Origin of the sequence: Herbaspirillum sp. SJZ099 (genome assembly GCF_007828355.1) — a bacterium.
Classification (GTDB): Bacteria; Pseudomonadota; Gammaproteobacteria; order Burkholderiales; family Burkholderiaceae_D; genus Herbaspirillum.
Map to the genome: position 1 here is coordinate 122,450 of NZ_VIUO01000009.1, position 15,746 is coordinate 138,195.

The 15,746-nt window shown below is 63.7% G+C and carries 15 protein-coding genes and 1 tRNA gene; 7 read left to right on the forward strand and 9 right to left on the reverse strand.

What is annotated here, in order from left to right; genetic code table 11:
- Window positions 1-48: 48 nt before the first annotated feature.
- Window positions 49-133 (forward strand) — tRNA-Leu (locus tag FB597_RS17395).
- A 207-nt stretch (window positions 134-340) separates the two neighbouring features.
- Here the strand turns inward: FB597_RS17395 and FB597_RS17400 are convergent.
- The 3 genes from FB597_RS17400 to pmbA all read right to left on the reverse strand — a co-directional run bounded on the left by FB597_RS17400 (window position 341) and on the right by pmbA (window position 4,019).
- On the reverse strand, window positions 341-1,939 hold the full coding sequence (locus FB597_RS17400; protein WP_144770212.1) for an MDR family MFS transporter: 1,599 nt from the start codon (window positions 1,937-1,939) through the stop codon (window positions 341-343).
- A gap of 132 nt (window positions 1,940-2,071) precedes the next feature.
- Window positions 2,072-2,563, reverse strand: coding sequence for a GNAT family N-acetyltransferase (locus FB597_RS17405; RefSeq protein ID WP_144770213.1), 492 nt, complete (start codon window positions 2,561-2,563; stop codon window positions 2,072-2,074).
- Window positions 2,564-2,654: 91 nt separating this feature from the next.
- Entirely contained in the window at window positions 2,655-4,019 is a 1,365-nt protein-coding gene (gene pmbA, locus FB597_RS17410) for a metalloprotease PmbA (RefSeq protein WP_144770214.1), read from the reverse strand.
- Window positions 4,020-4,094: 75 nt separating this feature from the next.
- Here pmbA and yjgA point away from each other — a divergent pair, with 75 nt between their 5' ends.
- Entirely contained in the window at window positions 4,095-4,700 is a 606-nt protein-coding gene (gene yjgA / locus FB597_RS17415) for a ribosome biogenesis factor YjgA (protein ID WP_144770215.1), read from the forward strand.
- Window positions 4,681-5,301 carry a molybdopterin adenylyltransferase gene (mog, locus tag FB597_RS17420; protein ID WP_141911202.1) on the forward strand — a complete coding sequence of 207 codons (621 nt, stop codon included), beginning with the start codon at window positions 4,681-4,683 and terminating at the stop codon, window positions 5,299-5,301. Before yjgA ends, mog begins: the two co-directional genes overlap by 20 nt.
- A gap of 54 nt (window positions 5,302-5,355) precedes the next feature.
- On the opposite strand, the gene FB597_RS17425 is transcribed toward mog, so the two are convergent.
- Window positions 5,356-5,955 (reverse strand): hypothetical protein, encoded by a 600-nt coding sequence (locus FB597_RS17425; protein ID WP_370454722.1) that lies wholly within the window; start codon window positions 5,953-5,955, stop codon window positions 5,356-5,358.
- A gap of 235 nt (window positions 5,956-6,190) precedes the next feature.
- On the opposite strand from FB597_RS17425, the gene FB597_RS17430 reads away from it, so the two are divergent.
- From FB597_RS17430 to FB597_RS17445, 4 genes are all read left to right on the forward strand, one after another.
- The gene (locus tag FB597_RS17430; protein ID WP_144770217.1) at window positions 6,191-6,859 is read left to right on the forward strand and encodes an alpha/beta hydrolase; all 669 of its coding nucleotides are present in this window, start codon (window positions 6,191-6,193) and stop codon (window positions 6,857-6,859) included.
- Window positions 6,860-6,926: 67 nt separating this feature from the next.
- Window positions 6,927-7,826, forward strand: a complete 900-nt coding sequence (locus FB597_RS17435) for a ketopantoate reductase family protein (protein WP_144770218.1) — start codon at window positions 6,927-6,929, stop codon at window positions 7,824-7,826.
- A 187-nt stretch (window positions 7,827-8,013) separates the two neighbouring features.
- On the forward strand, window positions 8,014-8,508 hold the full coding sequence (locus tag FB597_RS17440) for a MarR family transcriptional regulator (protein ID WP_144770219.1): 495 nt from the start codon (window positions 8,014-8,016) through the stop codon (window positions 8,506-8,508).
- A 121-nt stretch (window positions 8,509-8,629) separates the two neighbouring features.
- The gene (locus tag FB597_RS17445; RefSeq protein ID WP_186442811.1) at window positions 8,630-10,213 is read left to right on the forward strand and encodes a DHA2 family efflux MFS transporter permease subunit; all 1,584 of its coding nucleotides are present in this window, start codon (window positions 8,630-8,632) and stop codon (window positions 10,211-10,213) included.
- A gap of 42 nt (window positions 10,214-10,255) precedes the next feature.
- Here the strand turns inward: FB597_RS17445 and FB597_RS17450 are convergent, their stop codons facing one another.
- From FB597_RS17450 to gsiB, 5 genes are all read right to left on the reverse strand, one after another.
- Entirely contained in the window at window positions 10,256-11,104 is an 849-nt protein-coding gene (locus tag FB597_RS17450; RefSeq protein ID WP_144770220.1) for a M55 family metallopeptidase, read from the reverse strand.
- Between the two features lie 20 nt (window positions 11,105-11,124).
- Window positions 11,125-12,147 (reverse strand): P1 family peptidase, encoded by a 1,023-nt coding sequence (locus tag FB597_RS17455; RefSeq protein WP_144770221.1) that lies wholly within the window; start codon window positions 12,145-12,147, stop codon window positions 11,125-11,127.
- Window positions 12,147-13,043, reverse strand: a complete 897-nt coding sequence (gsiD, locus tag FB597_RS17460) for a glutathione ABC transporter permease GsiD (RefSeq protein WP_370454723.1) — start codon at window positions 13,041-13,043, stop codon at window positions 12,147-12,149. Before gsiD ends, FB597_RS17455 begins: the two co-directional genes overlap by 1 nt.
- Before the next feature lie 50 nt (window positions 13,044-13,093).
- Window positions 13,094-14,014, reverse strand: a complete 921-nt coding sequence (gsiC, locus tag FB597_RS17465) for a glutathione ABC transporter permease GsiC (protein WP_144770223.1) — start codon at window positions 14,012-14,014, stop codon at window positions 13,094-13,096.
- A 136-nt stretch (window positions 14,015-14,150) separates the two neighbouring features.
- The gene (gsiB, locus tag FB597_RS17470; RefSeq protein ID WP_144770224.1) at window positions 14,151-15,722 is read right to left on the reverse strand and encodes a glutathione ABC transporter substrate-binding protein GsiB; all 1,572 of its coding nucleotides are present in this window, start codon (window positions 15,720-15,722) and stop codon (window positions 14,151-14,153) included.
- Between the last annotated feature and the right edge of the window lie 24 nt (window positions 15,723-15,746).

Sequence of the window (15,746 nt, forward strand, 5' to 3'; positions counted from 1 at the left end):
ATTGACAAGATCCTTCTATCGTATATAATCACGTTCTTTCGCGTTATTGCCCACGTGGCGGAATTGGTAGACGCGCATGGTTCAGGTCCATGTGCCGCGAGGTGTGGGGGTTCGAGTCCCTCCGTGGGCACCAAGCAATCAACGCGAAAGCCAAACGGCTTTGCAGCCGGAATGTTGAAACGGGTAAGACCTTTGGGTTTCACCCGTTTTTTCATTTTTACGCCGGATTTCATCCTCTCCATTCCGGCCCCCGTCCCCTCTTCGTCCCCATCTGGAAAGCCAATAATCCATGGCATCGGCATGTTCACCTATGCCATGAATTCCGCTCTCGGCCAAGTCCTTATTCCGACATCACCGGCTCAACCTTGGCATCGCTGCCGAACTTGATCGGCGGCACCCGGCGCACCATCCACAAGCCGGCCAGCGCGGCCACGATGGCGATGGCGATGCCCATGTGGATCGCCCCGACCAGGGCATCGCGCGCGGCGTCAAGCAGCGCCGAACCGTTGTGCCCGGCTTTCATCAGTTGCGCCAGCAGCACCGATTGGATGTCATGGTTGACCAGCACCTCGGGATCGCTGAATTCCTTGAGCCATTGCGCGGCATGGTCGCTCTCGAGCGCCTTCTGCACGCCGCTGCCATACATCTGGCTGACCAGCGTGCCGGTAATGGCGGTGCCCAGCATGCCGCCGATCATGCGCAGCGACTGCAGCAAGGCGGTGGCAATGCCCAGGTGCTCGCAGCTGGCGGCCTGCTGGGCGAACACGGTCAGGTTGGGCAAGACCAGGCCGAGGCCGAAACCGCCGGCCAGCATGGTCGCCAGCATAAAGCCGTTGCCGGTGCCGCGGTCGCACAGCACCACGCCCAGGCAAGCCGCCGAGATCAGCACGAAACCCACCGTCATCATCATGTTGGGATTGGGGATGCGCGTGATGATGCGGCCATTGACGATGCTGGCCACGGTGATACAGGCCACCAGCGGCGTGATCAGCAAGCCGGCCTCGCGCGGCGTCATCCCGAAGCCGCCCTGGAACAGCAGCGGCGCATACATCAGCAGCGAGAACATGGCGAAACCCGCCAGCACCGACAGGATGAACAGGCTCGACAGCGCGCGGTCGCGCATCATCTCGAACGGCAGGATCGGCTGCGCCGCCCGCTGCTCCCACTTCCACAGCGCATAAAAAGCCGCCACCGCCAGCACCAGCAACGCCAGCATGCCGCCGGTGATGCCGCGCTTGGGCAGCATCTCCACCAGCAGTTGCAGGCTGCCCAGCGACAGCGAGATCAGCAGCGCGCCCGGCCAGTCCAGGCGCATCTTGCCCTGGTGCTGGATATGGCGCATATGCGGCACGAAACGCCAGACGAAGAACAGCGAGATCACGCCAATGGGCAGGTTGCAGTAGAACACCCAGCGCCAGCCCAGGCCCTGCGTCAGGAAACCGCCCAGCGACGGGCCGACGGCGGTGGCGATGCCAAACGAAGCGGAGAGGATGATCTGCCAGCGCAGGCGCACGCGCGGATCGGGAAACAGGTCGGCGATGGAAGCGAAACAGGTGCCCACCAGCATGCCGCCGCCGATGCCCTGCAGGCCGCGCGCCAGCACCAGGAACAGCATGCTGTCGGCCATGCCGCACAGCGCCGACGCGGCAACGAACACGATGATGGAAGCGATCACGAACGGCTTGCGGCCGAAATAATCACCCAGCCGTCCGAAGATCGGCACGGTGATCACCGAGGTCAGCAGGTACGAGGTCGCCACCCAGGCATACAGATCGAAGCCCTTGAGCTCGGCCACGATGGTGGGCAGCGCGGTACCGACGATGGTCTGATCCAGCGCCACCAGCATGATGACGAAACAGATGCCCAGGGTGGCCAGCAGGGATTCACGGAAAGGCAGGACTTGGCCGCTGGAGTGCGCGGCATCGGTATGGAGGGCCATGTTGCGTGGAAGACAATCCAGGAAGAGGCGCCAACGCGCCGACCCGGCATTTTAACAATTGGCGGCATTTATTGCCGAAAGGCACCGCATATTGCAAACCGTTGTGAGCGCACCAGGCCTCACAACAACAGCTCATAGCAACAGCTCATAGCGCTGCTCATTGAGCCGGACACCCCAGCGCGTGCCCTGCCGCTCCTCGGTGCGCACGAAGCCATGCTTGCGGTAGAGATGATGGGCCGCCTGCAGGCCATCGAAGGTCCACAGGTAGATCGAGGGGAAACCGCTGTCGCGGCAGAATTGCACCGCATTGCCGATCAGGGCATCGCCCACACCCTTGCCGCGCAACTTTTCGGAAGCGATGAACCAGCGCAGGTAAGCGCCCTGCTGCTGCGCATGCTGGCCGTCGATGACCAGCGAGCCTTCGATGCGGCCATGCACGGTGGCGGTCCAGAAACCGTCGCGCGTCTCGTCGTAGCGGCTCAGGAAGGCCGACAGTTCGGTGGCGATCCTGGCTTCGAAATAGACGCCGAAGCTCCAGTTCTCGGTGTAGTAGGCCGCATGCAGTTCCGCGACCCTTCCGATGGCGCCGGGCGTGTAGCCCCGGTGGATATGGATATCGTCCATGGCTTGCCTCCTCGCTCCGCTCAGGTACGCGTCGCAGGGCTGCCGCCATGGCGCCGCGCCGGGCATGTGCCGGCGGCGCGGGCGTGGCGGGTCAGTCGCCGGCGACGGTCATGCTTTCCAGCAGGATGGAACCGGTTTCCTTGGTGCCGCGCACCAGCGTGTCGTTGCCGATGGCGACGATCTGGCGCAACATGTCCTTCATGTTGCCGGCGATGGTGATCTCTTCCACCGGATACTGGATCACGCCGTTCTCGACCCAGTAGCCCGACGCGCCGCGCGAATAGTCGCCGGTGACGTAGTTCACGCCCTGCCCCATCAGCTCGGTCACCAGGAGCCCGGTGCCCATCTTCTTGAGCATGCCCTTGAACGTATCGCCCTTGGCCGTCAAGGCCGACGTCAGCGTCAGGTTGTGCGAGCCGCCCGAGTTGCCGGTGGTCTGCATGCCCAGCTTGCGCGCCGAATACGTCGACAGGAAATACCCCTGCACCACGCCGTCCTTGACCACTGCGCGCCTGGCGGTACGCACGCCCTCGTCGTCGAACGGCGACGAACCGACGCCGCCGATCACATACGGATCTTCCAGGATCTGGATGTGCTCAGGGAACACCTGCTGCCCCAGCGAATCGAGCAAGAAGCTCGACTTGCGGTACAGCGCGCCACCCGACACCGCCTGCACGAAGGCGCCCAGCAGGCCAGCCGCCAGCGGCGCCTCGAACAGCACCGCGCACTTGCGGGTCGACAGCTTGCGCGCATTCAGGCGCGCCAGGGCGCGTTGCGCGGCATAGCGGCCGATGTCTTCGGGCTTGGCCAGTTTCTTCGGATCGCGCTTGGACGAATACCAGTCGTCGCGCTGCATGCCGCTGCCCTTGCCAGCGATGGGCGCCACCGAAATGGTGTGGCGCGAGAAAGGATAGCCGCCCATGAAACCGCGCGAATTGGCCGCCACGAAATGCGAATGCTGGGCATACACGCTGGCGCCTTCGCTGTTGGAAATGCGCGGATCGGTCTCCAGCGCCGCCGCCTCGCAACGCTGGGCGACGACGACGGCTTCCTCCGCGGAAATATTCCATTGGGAAAACAATTTCAGGTCGCGCGGCGCCATTTCCAGCATGTCGGCATCCGGCAGCCCCGCGCAGTCGTCGACCGAGGTAAAGCGCGCGATGTTGTAAGCGGCCTCGACCGTTTCCTTCAGCGCCTGCTGCGAGAAATCCGAGGTGCTGGCGTTGCCCCGGCGCACCTGGCGGCCTTCGCCGAGGAACACGGTCACGCCGATACCCTTGTCCTTGTTCTGCTCGATCGTCTCGACCCGGCCACGGCGCACCGCCACCGACAGGCCGCTGCCTTCGCTGATGTCGACCGCCGAATCCGAGGCCCCCTTCTCTTTCGCATAGCGCAACACATCCTGCGCCAATTGCTTCAACTGGTCTTGACTATAGCTAAATGGGGTATCGCTCATGAGCCTGTTTTCTCTGAAATGCGGGTAAAACGGGTATCATAGCAGCCGTTCAGCAATATTTCCCGAAGCTATACCATGCCTAATGCCAACCGCGGCGCTGTCGGATTCAAGTCCAACGAATTCGAACAGGAATACGACCGCCCCTCCAAGTCCCAGCTCAAGCGCGAAATGGAAGCCCTGCAAAAGCTGGGCGAAGCGCTGGTCGCCGAACCGCGCGACCGCGTCAAGCGCGTGCCCATGCCCGAGGATGTGCGCGAGGCCATCCTCGAATGCCAGCAGATCAAGGACCACGAGGGCCGGCGCCGCCAGATGCAATACGTCGGCAAGAAAATGCGCACGCTGGAAGAAGACGAGCTGGCCATCATCCAGAAGACCATCGACAGCTGGCGCGGCGCCTCCAAGGCCGAAACCGCCGCCATGCATGCGCTCGAACGCCGCCGCGAAAAGCTGCTGGCCGACGACGCCGCGCTGACCAACCTGCTCAACGAACACCCCGAAGTCGACGTGCAGCACATGCGCACGCTGATCCGCAACGCCCGCAAGGAGCAGGCCGAGAACAAGCCGCCCAAGGCCTACCGCGAAATCTTCCAGATCCTCAAGCAATTGCAGATCGCCGCCGCCAAGCGCCGCGGCGAAGAGATCGACGAAAAGGATTTCGGCGATGACGGCGATGAAACCTGAACGCGACCATCTGCTGATCGGCCTGGTATCGATTTCCGACCGCGCCTCCGGCGGCGTCTATGAAGACCGCGGCATCCCGGCCCTGCAGGAATGGTTCGGCGCCGCGCTGGCCAGCCCCTGGAAGATGGAAACCCGCCTGATCCCCGACGAACGCGCGGCGATCGAAAAAACCCTGATCGAACTGGTGGACGAAGCCGGCTGCGACCTGGTGCTGACCACCGGCGGCACCGGCCCTGCGCGCCGCGACGTCACCCCCGAAGCCACCTTGGCCATCGGCACCAAGGAGATGCCGGGTTTTGGCGAACAGATGCGCCAGATCAGCCTGCAGTTCGTGCCGACCGCGATCCTCTCGCGCCAGGTGGCGGTGATCCGCGAAACCGCCGGTCATGCCGCGCTGGTAATGAACCTGCCGGGCCAGCCGAAATCGATCAAGGAAACGCTGGAAGGCCTGAAGGACGAAAACGGCAAGCAGACAGTGCCGGGCATCTTCGCCGCCGTCCCCTACTGCATCGACCTGATCGGCGGTCCCTATATCGAAACCAATGAGGCGGTATGCAAAGCCTTCCGCCCCAAGTCGGCCATCCGGCCCGCCGCTAAATAATTCCCTCCCGCTACAACCCGGCGCTGGCGCCCCGGCCAGAACCCGGGCCAGCCGTCATTTCGGACAAGGCCCCTGGTCCGGCCCGCCGCACAGCGTCGCGCCATTGATCAGATCGAGATACTGCTGCAGCCTGGCCGGCGTGATGCGCCAGCCATACTCCTTCAATTCATTCGGGGTCGCCGGACGCCAGCCGAACTGCACCACGAACAAGCGTTCGCGCCCCTGGAACACGGCCACCACGCTGCCCTCGCCATACGGCGCCGCGGCGCCCGCGCGGTCGCAAAAACCGCCGCTGACCGAGGTCGGGATGCCGTTGGTGACGGTATTTTTCTGCCCCATCGGCTGGAAGCGTCCCGGGCAGTTGCGCTGCGCTCCCTGCATGATCTCCGTCATCGCCACCTGCGGCACGTTCAGGTTGCGCGCCTTGATATTGTCCAGCAGCGCACTGTCGGGAAAACTGCGGCGCTGCACGCCCATATATCCTTCGCGCCAGGAATCATGCGCTTCGTTGGGCGGCAGGAAGTCGACCACATAATCGCCGTCCGGCCGGCCATCCATATACGCCATCCGCCATCCGGGCGGCGTCGAAATCATCAGGTTTTCGCCCTGGGGCTGGAACACCGCCCCCGTGATCAGTTCCGCACCGGCGCGCATCGGCAGCGACGCCGCCAGCGCCGCGCAGGCGATGATGGCCGCGCCCGTCAATTTTTTCAGCCCCATAAGTCCGCTCCTGCAGACGCCAGAGATTTTCCCCGGCGTTCATCGTATGATTGGCAACTTGCGCTTGTGCGCAATCGAAACCGTATTGTGCCTGCGCGCCAGCGTGCGCACAAATCGCATCCCAGCAATCGCATACCTCACCAACGCATAACAGGATACCCAAACCGCCATGGCTACCCAGCTCGACACCATCCAGATCGAAACCGCTCCTAACCCCACTGCCGCCGTCATCTGGATGCACGGGCTGGGCGCCGATGGCTCCGACTTCGTTCCCATCGTGCGCGAGCTCGACCTGTCGAACTGCCCCGCCATCCGCTTCGTGTTCCCGACCGCCGGCACCATGCCGGTCACCATCAACGGCGGCTATGTGATGCGCGCCTGGTACGACATCTTCACGCCCGACCTGGTGCGCCGCGAAGACGAAGAAGGCCTGCGCCATTCGCAGGCGCAAATCGAAGAGCTGATCGCCCAGGAAAAGGCCCGCGGCATCCCCGCCGAACGCATCGTGCTGGCCGGCTTCTCGCAAGGCTGCGCGATGACGCTGCAAACCGGGCTGCGCCATCCGGAAAAGCTGGCCGGCCTGATGTGCCTGTCAGGCTACCTGCCGCTGGCCGCCAAGGCTGCCGAAGAACGCCATGCGGCCAACCAGGACACCGCCATCTTCATGGCCCACGGCCGGCTCGACCCGGTGGTGGTGATCGAACGCGCCGAGAAATCGCGCGACCTGTTGACCCAACTGGGCTACCGGATCGAATGGCACGAATACCCGATGCAGCATTCCGTCTGCGGCGAGGAAGTCGGCCATATCGGCCAGTGGCTGGCCAAAGTGCTGGCTTGAGCAGGCGCCGGTAAGCTGCCCGGCGCTGTGTTAGGCTTTCCGCTTTGACCAGACGGGAGACTCGGCAATGAAAGTCGCGGTAATGGGCGCGGGCGCGGTAGGTTGTTATTACGGAGGCATGCTGGCGCGCGCCGGCCATGAGGTTGTCCTGATCGGCCGCGCGCAACACGTCGAGGCCTTCAACCGGGTCGGCCTGCGGCTGCAGGCGCAAAGCTTCGACCAAACCATTTCCGTGCAAGCCGGCACCGATGCCGCCATCGCCGCCGGCGCCGACCTGGTGCTGTTCTGCGTCAAATCCACCGATACCGAAAACGCCGGCGCACAATTGCGCCAACACCTACGCCCCGACACGCTGGTGCTGACGCTGCAAAACGGCACCGACAACGCCGACCGCCTGCGCGGCGTGATCCCGCAACCGGTGGCGGCAGCCGTGGTGTACGTCGCCACGGAAATGGCCGGCCCCGGCCACGTCAGGCACCACGGCCGCGGCGAACTGGTGATCGAACCGTCGGCGCGCAGCGAAGACGTTGCCCAGGCCCTGGCCGCCGCCGGCGTTCCGACCGAAATCTCCGACAACGTGCGCGGCGCGCTGTGGGTCAAGCTCATCCTCAACTGCGCCTACAACGCGCTGTCGGCCATCACGCAACTTCCCTACGGCAAGATCGTGCAAGGCCAGGGTGTGGCCGACGTGATCCGCAACCTGGTCGCCGAATGCCGTGCCGTCGCCGCGGCCGAAGGCGTCACGCTGCCGGGCGACGTCGATGCCGCCGTACGCCTGATCGCCGAAACCATGCCCACCCAATACTCCTCCACCGCGCAGGACCTGGCGCGCGGCAAGGCCAGCGAGATTGATCACTTGAACGGTTTCATCGTGCGGCGCGGGCAGGCGCTGGGGATTGCCACGCCGGTCAACCTGGCCATGCATACGCTGGTCAAGCTGCTTGAAAGCAAGCAAGTTCCGGCCTGATCTGCGCCCCATCACCGTCGTCCCGGCACAGGCCGGGATCCGGTGGCTTTCGCTGCACGCCATGATCCATTGAACGACGCCTGATCCTGACTTGCGCCAGGACGACGGATGCTTGCCAAGACAAAGCGCAAACTAGTAACATAGGTTACTATTTCAGCTTTTACCGCAGCATAGGCCGCAAACCGCCATGAGCGACAGCTTCTCCCCCTACGAATCGGCCATCAAGTCGATTTCAAAACAGTTTGCCGGCGCCCCGGTCAGGGAAGCCGTGCTCACGCGCCTGCTCATGCACCTGGGCGCCAACCTCGGCGACCATTTCGATGCCGAACTGAGAGAGCATGGGCTCAACTACACCACCTGGACTTCGCTGGTGGTGCTGTACAGCCAACCTGAAAGCCGCATGCTGCCTTCCGAGCTGGCGACTTACATCCTCAGCTCGCGCACCCATTGCTCGCGCATCGCCGACGACCTGGCCAAAAAAGGCTTCATCAGCCGGCTGACCAATGAAGAAGACCGCCGCGAAGTGCACCTGCAATTAACGCCCAAGGGCACCGCCTTCGTCGAGAAGTACCAGCCGGAACGGCGCAGCCAATACCGCGAACTGTGGTCCACATTCTCGGCTGCGGAGATGACGCAGTTCGAAGGCTTGCTTCGCAAGCTGCTGCTGCAACTGGACGGCTAGCGAAGGAAACAGGCACAGCAGCCCGGTTGATTCCGCCTGCTGTTTTTTTTTCGAGCAAATAGTAACGTATGTCACTATCCCCAAGGTAACCAAATAAGAGGCCTTTCGGCCCCTCAGCATCATGAGCCAGACAAGTACTGCCACGCCGGATTCGGCACCGGCCGGCGCACCGGCAACCTCCGCGGAACAAACCAGCCATCGCGGCCTGATCACGGTCGCCATTATCCTGGCCACCATCATGCAAACGCTGGACAGCACCATTGCCAACGTCGCCCTGCCGCACATGGCCGGCAACCTCTCGGCCTCGCAAGACCAGATTTCCTGGGTGCTGACCTCTTATATCGTGGCCGCCGCCATCGCCACGCCGCTCACCGGCTGGCTCTCCGGCAAGTATGGCCGCAAGCGCATCTTCCTGACCTCGGTCGTCGGCTTCACCATCGCCTCGATGCTGTGCGGCATCTCCGGCACGCTGGCCGAAATCGTGCTGGCGCGCCTGCTGCAAGGCCTGTTCGGCGCGGCGCTGGTGCCGCTGTCGCAAGCCGTGATGCTGGACATCAACCCGCGCCACAAGCATGCCCAGGCGATGGCGATCTGGGGCATGGCGGTGATGATCGGCCCCATCCTCGGCCCCACGCTGGGCGGCTGGCTGACCGAGAACCTGACCTGGCGCTGGGTATTTTTCATCAACCTGCCCATCGGCGTGCTGTCCTTCCTCGGCATCAAGGCCTATATCCGCGAAACCAAGGTGCAGCCCGAACTGAAGTTCGATTATCTCGGCTGCATCACCTTGAGCCTGTCGATCGGATTCCTGCAGATGTTCCTCGACCGCGGCGAACTGCTGGACTGGTTCAACTCCACCGAAATCATCATCGAAGCGACCGCCGCCGCTGTCTGCTTCGCCTATTTCATCGTACTGACCTCGACCGCGCAGGGCTTGTCCTTCTTCAACGTGCAATTGCTCAAGGACCGCAATTTCGTCACCGGCCTGGCACTCTACTTCATGGTCGGGCTGCTGCTCTACGCCACCCGCGCCCTGCTGCCGCCGCTGTTGCAAACCCTGCTGGGCTATCCGGTGGTGACGGCCGGCCTGGTGATCGGCCCCAGCGGCATCGGCACCATGATGTCGATGATGGTGGCGGGCCGGCTGGTCAGCCGCATCGACCCGCGCGCGCTGATCGGCCTGGGCTTTTTGCTGACCGCGCTGTCGCTGTGGCAGATGTCGAATTACACCTTCATGATGCAGGAGTCGAACATCGTCTGGCCCGGTTTCATCCAGGGCCTGGGATTGGGTTTCGTGTCGGTGCCGCTGACCACCATGACCTTCTCCACCCTGGCCCCGCACCTGCGCCCGGATGGCACCTCGATCTTCAGCCTCTCGCGCAACATCGGCAGCAGCATCGGCATCTCGGTCATGCAGACGCTGGTCACGCGCAATACCGGCGCCTTCCATTCGCAACTGGTGGAACACATCAACTACGCCAACCCCGCCGTGCAGGCCGGCCTGCCCTGGCTCTACGACCTTGGCACCCAGGCCGGGGCGGCCGCGCTGAACCAGGAAATCACCCGCCAGGCGGCCTTCCTCGCCTATATCAACGACTTCAAGATCATGATGGTGGCGACGCTGGTATCGGTGCCGCTGGTGCTGCTGATGCGCAAGCAACGCGGCCATCTGGGACCGGACGTGGAGGCGCATGCGCTGGATTGAACGCATGCCTGAAGGAAGAAAAGGACGCTTGCCGAAAGCGGCTCAGCGCAACATGGCCGACATCGCCGACAGGCTGTTCAATACCCGCACCGCATATTCAGCCGTAGGCGCATCGAACTCCAGCGTGACGTTGTCCGCACGCTCGAGGATCGGCAACTGACTGAACAGGTCGGCCAGCGCCACGCTCTGCGCCTGCAACCGGCAGCGCAGCGGGCCGGGCAAGATCAGCGACGGCATGGCCGACGGCTGCGCCAGCCATTGCGCCACCGCCTCCTTGGCGCGCGTTTCCAGCAGCGCGCAGGATTGCGCGGGCGACAGCGTGTCGCCGCTGTTGGCGCCGTAAGCTTTTTTGGTTTCGGCAAATACCGCATGCGGAAACAGCGGCTGGTTTTCTTCCACGAAAGCATCGTCGCCGCTGCCGAAGATCACCGGCACGCCATGCTCGCCGGCCAGGGCGCCGTACAAGCCGGCCTCGCCCATCTCCTGCCCGCCCAGCCAGACGCGCGCGAAAGCGAAACTGTTGGTGGTGTGCGCCAGGATGCCGCGCCCCTGGGCGCGCGAATGGTAGCCCACCAGCATCGCCGCATCGACTTCCTGGTCGACGCCGCCCATCATGCCCAGCACGCGCGGCTTGCCCAGCACCATGCGCGCTTGCGGCAGCAACAAGTCGGGCAACAGGTTGCGAAAGCCCCCGTGCGAATCGTTGACCTTGACGGCCGTGGCGCCGGCAGCCAGCGCGCCACGGATGACGGCGTTAGCCTCTTCGGTCATCCAGCGCCGCGCGCGTTCGTATTCGCCATTGCCGGGACGGGTCTGCTCGGGATGGAAGACGCCGGCAACGCCTTCGATATCGACCGAAACCAGGATGTTGGCGCGCTTGACGGTATGCATGTTGTGGTCCAAAAAATCAATCAGGATGGCAGGCGCGCCAGCCGCTCGCGCAGGCATTCGCGCACGTGGCCGTCGCGGCCGCGCACGGTCTTGGCGGCGAACAGCGCATTGACAATGGCCTGCTCGACGCTGTCGGCGGCGGCATGGAACAGCGGGTCCAGCAACTGGTCTGGCAGCAGCGCCATGTTCAGGCACTCGCTGCCGGCCTCGATCTGCTGGGCGGTGGAAAAGGCCAGCGCGATATCGCCGCTGCCGTGGCCGTAGACCGAACCGGTACGCGCCAGGCCGGCGCCGGCGCGGGTGGCCAGGCGCTTCAACTGGCGCGCGTCGAGCGGCGCGTCGGTGGCCAGCAGCATGATGATGGAACCCTTCTCGGGCGCCTGCTCCGCCGGTTCGGCCACGGCCAAGGCGCGGCCCAGCGGCTGCCCGTCCAGGATCAGATCCGGCAACCTGCCGAAATTCGATAGCACCAGCGCGCCCACGGTGAATGCATTGTCGCCGACGGCGACAATGCGCGAAGCGCTGCCGATGCCGCCCTTCATGCCGAAGCTGGACATGCCGCGCCCCGCCCCCACCGCGCCTTGCGGCACGTCAGCGGACAACGCCGCCAGCGCCTGCCGGAAATGCGCCTCCTGCACGGCGAAGGCATGCAAGTCGTTGAGATAGCCGTCATTGCATTCCATCACCAGCGGGTTGATCGTGGGCTGGCTGCGGCCGATCTCCGGATTGGCCTGCAGCGCATGGCGGATCTGCGCGGTGACGATGGTCCCCACGGCAAAGGTATTGGTCAGCGCGATCGGGGTTTCCAGCGTGCCAAGCTCTTCCAGCTGCATCAGCCCGGCGCTCTTGCCGAAGCCGTTGATGACAACCGCCGCCGCCGGCAGCTTGTGCGCAAACAGGTTGCCGCCATGCGGCGACACCACCGTCACGCCGGTCTGCACCGGCCCGTCGTCCAGCGTGCAATGGCCGACCGTCACGCCCTCGACATCGGCGATGCTGTTGCGCGGGCCGGCGGCGAGCCGGCCGATATGCGGCGCATCCATCAGCGCTGGTCGATCTTGGGGTCGAGCGCGTCGCGCAGGCCGTCGCCCAGCAGGTTGAACGCCAGCACGGTCAGGAAGATAGCGATGCTGGGGAAGAGCGCGATATGCGGCGACGTAATCATGTCGGCGCGCGACTCGTTGAGCATCAGGCCCCACTCCGGCGTGGGCGACTGCGCCCCCAGGCCGAGGAAAGACAGGCCGGCGGCGGTGATGATGGAAGTGCCGATGCGCATCGTGAAATACACCACGATGGACGACACCGTGCCGGGGAAGATATGGCGCCACATGATCGTCATGTCGGAGGCGCCGATGCTGCGCGCGGCTTCGATATAGGTCAGGTTCTTCAACTGCAGCGTATTGCCGCGCACCAGCCGCGCGAAGGCCGGGATGCTGAACACCGAGACCGAAATGATGACGTTGAGCATGCCGCCGCCGAGGATGGCGACGATGCCGATGGCCAGCAGGATGCCGGGAAAGGCGAACAGCACGTCGCAGATGCGCATGGTGATGCGGTCCCACCAGCCCTCGTAGTAACCGGCCAGCAAGCCGAACACCGTGCCGATCACCGCGCCGATGGCCACCGACAGGAAACCCGCGGCCAGCGAGATGCGGGTGCCGGCGATGATGCGGCTGAAGATGTCGCGCCCCAGCGCGTCGACGCCGAACCAGTGCGTCCAGGTCGGCGGCGAATTGAGCGCATCGTAGTCGAAGAAATTTTCCGGATCGAAAGGCACGATCAGCGGCGCGAAGATCGCCAGCAGCACCAGCAGCAGTATGAAGCCGCCGGCATACATCGCCAGGTGCTGCTTCCTGAACTTGCGCCAGAACTCGCGCCACGGGGTGCGGATCTTCTGGCCGGAGGCGGCGGCTACCGCCGACGGGTCGGGCGGCGGCAGCGGCGCGCCGGTCTCGGAAATGGGAGCATTGGACAGAGACACGGCTTACCTCACTTGAAACGGATGCTGGGGTTGATCACGGCATACAGCATGTCCACCACCAGGTTGATGAAAATGAATTCGAGCGAGAACAGCAGGATCGAGGCCTGGATCACCGGATAGTCGCGCATCTCGACGGCGTCCACCAGCAGGCGCCCCATGCCCGGCCAGTTGAACACCACCTCGACCAGGATCGCGCCGCCCAGCAGGAAGCCGAACTGCAAGCCCATCATGGTGACCACCGGGATCAGGGCATTGCGCAGGCAGTGCTTGATGACCACCACCTTCTCCGACAAGCCCTTGGCGCGCGCGGTGCGCACGAAATCCTCCTGCAGGATCTCGATGAAGGAAGAACGCGTGAAGCGCGCCATCACCGCCGCCACCGCCGCGCCCAGCGTGATTGACGGCAGGATGTAATGGCGCCAGGTATCGTCGCCCACGGTCGGCAGCCAGCCCAGTTGCACCGAAAAGACCTGCATCAGCAGGATCCCCAGCGAAAAGGCCGGGAAGGAAATGCCGGATACGGCCAGCGTCATGCCCAAGCGGTCGGGCCACTGGTTGCGCCACACCGCCGATGAGATGCCGATGACCAGGCCGAACAGCACCGCCCAGACCATGGCCACCACCGTCAGCCACAAGGTCGGCCAGAAGCGCGCGCCGATCTCTTCGGAGACCGGGCGCTTGGTGCGGATCGATTTGCCGAAGTCGCCCTGGGCGGCATTGACGAAGAAACTGATGAATTGCTCCGGCAGCGGCTTGTCCAGGCCGAGGTCGGCGCGCACCAGCGCCACCGTCTTCTCGTCGGCCTCGGGGCCGGCCGCCAGCCGCGCCGGGTCGCCCGGCAGCAGGTGGATGAACAGGAATACCAATACCGCCACCAGCAGCAGCGTGGGGATGAGGCCTAACAGGCGCTTGATGACATAGGAAAACATGAAGCTCTCGCTGGTGGATCGAAACCTTGGATACTGCTTGTTACAGGCGGGAGAGGCATTCGCCCCTCACTTGCCTGAAGTCCCGGCACTGGATGGCAGCCATCCAGCACCGGTTACCGCATTGGCTTACGCGGCATTACTTGGTGAATTCGATGTTCTCGAACTCATAGGCCTGGTCGGGCATCACATAAATTCCCTTCAGGTTCTTGGCGCGTGCGTACAACAGCTTTTCGGTGACCAGGAAGGCCCACGGGGCATCCTTCCAGATTTCCTGCTGGGCATCCTTGTACAGCTCTTCCTTTTCCTTGCGGTCGGTCAGGGTCAACGCCTTGGCGATATCGCTGTCGACCTTGTCGCTCTTGTAATAGGCGGTGTTGAACAGGCGCGGCGGGAATGATTCGGAAGCCAGCAACGGACGCAGGCCCCAGTCGGCTTCACCGGTCGAGGAGGACCAGCCGACGTAGAACAGGCGGATCGGCGCAGTAGCCGGGTCCTGCCAGCTTTCCACGCGCTCCACGCGCTGGCCCGCTTCCAGGGCCTGGATCTTGGTCTTGATGCCGACCTGGGCCAGTTGCTGCTGCAGGAACTGGATCACCTTCACCGCAGTCGTGTGGGTGTAGGCCGACCACAATTCGGTCTCGAAGCCGTTCGGATAGCCGGCTTCGGCCAGCAGCGCCTTGGCCTTCTTCACGTCATACGGCCAGGGGCCGGTCTTGTAGGCATAATCCACGCCCTGCGGCAGCACGCCCTCCATCGGCACGGCGTAACCATTGAACGCCACCTTGGCCAGCGCCTGCTTGTTGATGGCGTAGTTGATCGCCTCGCGCACCTTCGGGTTATCGAATGGCTTCTGCTTGACGTTCATCGACATATAGCGCTGGATGATCGACGGGCCCGCGACCACGTCCAGGTTGCCCTTGCTCTTGAGCAGGTCGGCCTGTTCATACGGCAGCGGATAGGTGAACTGGGCTTCGCCGGTCTGCATCATGGCTGCGCGCGAATTGTTGTCGACCACCGGTTTCCACAGGATTTCGTCAACCTTGGGGTAGCCCTGCTTCCAGTAGCCGTCGAACTTGGCCACCTTCAGGTAGTCGGTCTGCTTCCACTCGACGAACTTGAACGGGCCGGTGCCGACCGGATGGAAGGCGATGTCCTTGTTGCCGTACTGCTTCAGCGCAGCCGGCGAGATCATCACCGCCGAGGGATGGGCCAGTACGTTGATGAAGGCCGAGAACGGCTCCTTCAATGTGACCTTGACCGTGTAGTCGTTCAGGATCTCGGTCTTGGCGATGCGGTTGAACAGGTTATAGCGCTTGAGCTTGTTGTCGGGATTGGTGACGCGGTCGAACACGGCCTTCACCGCATCGGCCTTGAAGGTGGTGCCGTCATGGAACTTCACCCCTTGCTTCAGGCGGAAGGTGTACTCCAGTCCGTCCTTGCTGACCAGGTAGCCTTCGGCCAGCACCGGGATCAGCTTCATGTCCTTGTCGAAGCCGAACAGGCCCTGGTAGAAGGACTTGGTCACCGACAGCGACAGCGTGTCGTTGGCATCATACGGGTCCATCGTGGTGAAGGTCGAAGCCACCGCGACGGTCGCGGTCTTGGCGGCAAAAGCGTTGGCCGCGCCAAATTGCATGGCTGCACCCAAGGTGCCCATGGCCAGCCATTTGGCGGCGGTCATGGCTTTCATTTTTGCGGTTGCGGACATCTGTCTCTCCTGATCAGTGACTAT

What these genes read in the sequence shown, in the direction of transcription:
- FB597_RS17400 (WP_144770212.1), bottom strand. Translation starts at nt 1,939, where the DNA reads ATGGCCCTCCATACCGATGCCGCGCACTCCAGCGGCCAAGTCCTGCCT.
- FB597_RS17405 (WP_144770213.1), bottom strand. Translation starts at nt 2,563, where the DNA reads ATGGACGATATCCATATCCACCGGGGCTACACGCCCGGCGCCATCGGA.
- pmbA (WP_144770214.1), bottom strand. Translation starts at nt 4,019, where the DNA reads ATGAGCGATACCCCATTTAGCTATAGTCAAGACCAGTTGAAGCAATTG.
- yjgA (WP_144770215.1), top strand. Translation starts at nt 4,095, where the DNA reads ATGCCTAATGCCAACCGCGGCGCTGTCGGATTCAAGTCCAACGAATTC.
- mog (WP_141911202.1), top strand. Translation starts at nt 4,681, where the DNA reads ATGACGGCGATGAAACCTGAACGCGACCATCTGCTGATCGGCCTGGTA.
- FB597_RS17425 (WP_370454722.1), bottom strand. Translation starts at nt 5,955, where the DNA reads ATGCGCGCCGGTGCGGAACTGATCACGGGGGCGGTGTTCCAGCCCCAG.
- FB597_RS17430 (WP_144770217.1), top strand. Translation starts at nt 6,191, where the DNA reads ATGGCTACCCAGCTCGACACCATCCAGATCGAAACCGCTCCTAACCCC.
- FB597_RS17435 (WP_144770218.1), top strand. Translation starts at nt 6,927, where the DNA reads ATGAAAGTCGCGGTAATGGGCGCGGGCGCGGTAGGTTGTTATTACGGA.
- FB597_RS17440 (WP_144770219.1), top strand. Translation starts at nt 8,014, where the DNA reads ATGAGCGACAGCTTCTCCCCCTACGAATCGGCCATCAAGTCGATTTCA.
- FB597_RS17445 (WP_186442811.1), top strand. Translation starts at nt 8,630, where the DNA reads ATGAGCCAGACAAGTACTGCCACGCCGGATTCGGCACCGGCCGGCGCA.
- FB597_RS17450 (WP_144770220.1), bottom strand. Translation starts at nt 11,104, where the DNA reads ATGCATACCGTCAAGCGCGCCAACATCCTGGTTTCGGTCGATATCGAA.
- FB597_RS17455 (WP_144770221.1), bottom strand. Translation starts at nt 12,147, where the DNA reads ATGGATGCGCCGCATATCGGCCGGCTCGCCGCCGGCCCGCGCAACAGC.
- gsiC (WP_144770223.1), bottom strand. Translation starts at nt 14,014, where the DNA reads ATGTTTTCCTATGTCATCAAGCGCCTGTTAGGCCTCATCCCCACGCTG.
- gsiB (WP_144770224.1), bottom strand. Translation starts at nt 15,722, where the DNA reads ATGTCCGCAACCGCAAAAATGAAAGCCATGACCGCCGCCAAATGGCTG.